We start from the raw sequence: 1,737 nt of genomic DNA, 5'->3' as shown, positions 1-1,737 counted from the left end.
GCGCTGGCCCGCCCGCGTCCGCCGAAGCCGGGTGCCCCGGCCGCCCCCGCGGCCAAGGCCCCGGTCACCGCCCCGACCCCGGTGGTGCCCGCCGCCGCCGACGCCGCGGCGCACGCCGAGGCGGAGACGTTCGGCCGCGTGGACGAGGACGGCACCGTCTACGTCCGCGAGTCCGCGGGCGAGCGCGTCGTCGGCCAGTTCCCCGGCGTCGGCACGTCGGAGGCCCTGTCGCTGTACGTGCGCCGGTACCTGGACCTGGCGGCGAAGGTCGGCCTGTTCGAGGCCCGCCTGGAGAGCGCCGACCTGTCCGTGAAGGAGATCGACCAGACGCTCCAGAAGCTCGGCGAGGAGACGGCCGAGCCGGCCGCCGTCGGCGACCTGGACGGCCTGCGTGCCCGCGTCGAGGCCCTGCGCGGCCGCGCGGCGGAGCGTCGCGCCGCTCTCGAGGCGGCCCGTGCCGCGGCCAAGGCCGAGGCCGTCGCCGCCCGCACCGCGATCGTCGAGGCAGCGGAGAAGATCGCCGCGACCGACCCCGGCAAGATGCAGTGGCGCCCCGCGGGCGAGGAGCTGCGTGCCCTGCTCGAGCGCTGGAAGGAGGCGCAGCGCTCCGGGCCGCGCATCGACCGCCCCACGGAGGAGGGCCTCTGGAAGCGGTTCAGCCACGCCCGCACCGCGTTCGACCGCGAGCGCAGGCACTTCTTCGCCGACCTCGAGCAGCGCAACAACGCCGCGAAGATGGCCAAGGAGAAGCTGGTCGCCGAGGCCGAGGCGCTGTCCACGAGCACCGACTGGGGCTACACCGCAGGCCTGTACCGCGACCTCATGGCGCAGTGGAAGGCGGCGGGCCGTGCCTCCCGCAAGGACGACGACGCCCTGTGGGCCCGGTTCCGGGCCGCGCAGGACCGGTTCTTCCAGGCGCGCGACGCCGAGAACGCCGTCCTGGACGCGGAGTACGCCGAGAACCTGAAGGTCAAGGAGGAGCTGCTCGCGGAGGCGGAGGCGCTGGTCCCGGTCAAGGACCTGAACCGGGCCAAGGCCGCGCTGCGTTCCGTCCAGGACCGCTGGGAGGAGGCGGGCAAGGTGCCGCGCGGCGACGTCCAGCGCGTCGAGGGGCGCCTGCGCGCCGTCGAGTCCGCGATCCGCGAGGCCGACCAGGCGCAGTGGCGCCGCACGAACCCGGAGACGCGGGCGCGGGCGGAGGGTGCCGCCGCGCAGCTCGAGGCCGCCATCGCGGCGCTCGAGGCGGACCTCGCCGAGGCTCGGGCGAAGGGCGACAAGCGGAAGGTCTCCGAGCTGGAGGCCGCCGTGTCGGCGCGTCGTTCCTGGCTGGAGCAGGTCGTCAAGGCCGCGGAGGACTCGCGGGGCTGACGCCCTCGCCGCTCGTCCACAGCGGGCCCGGTCGCCACTGCGCGACCGGGCCCGCTGCGCTTAGGTTCTGGGCATGCCGCCCACGCTCGCCGCGCTGCTGGACCCTGGCCCCGCACCCACCCCGCTCGTCGTCACGCCTGCGGACGTGGGCGGCCCGGTGGCGTGGGCAGACCTGCGCCGGGCCGGGGCCCTCGTCGAGCTGCACGACGGCGTGGCGGTCGGCGCCGGGGCCGCCGTCGGGCCGCCGCACCGCGCGCTCGCACTCGCCGGCGAGGTGCCCCCACGCTGCGTGCTCGGGGCCGCGACCGCTGCGTGGGTGCTGACGGGCGTGCACGGCGGCGTCCTCGCACGCACCTGGCCGCCGGAGGC

1 protein-coding gene and 1 pseudogene are annotated in these 1,737 nt (G+C 76.9%); both read left to right on the top strand.

Going from position 1 to position 1,737, the window contains the following annotated elements; genetic code table 11:
- Positions 1-1,368: DUF349 domain-containing protein (locus HLB15_RS23505; protein ID WP_171109169.1), on the top strand; the 1,368-nt coding region annotated here is incomplete at its 5' end.
- A 73-nt stretch (positions 1,369-1,441) separates the two neighbouring features.
- Positions 1,442-1,737: pseudogene (locus tag HLB15_RS23500) on the top strand (hypothetical protein); the annotation flags it as partial.

The sequence above is a fragment of the Promicromonospora citrea genome, assembly GCF_013004695.1.
In the GTDB taxonomy this organism is placed as follows: domain Bacteria; phylum Actinomycetota; class Actinomycetes; order Actinomycetales; family Cellulomonadaceae; genus Promicromonospora; species Promicromonospora citrea.
This window is presented reverse-complemented; position numbering and strand designations above follow the sequence as displayed.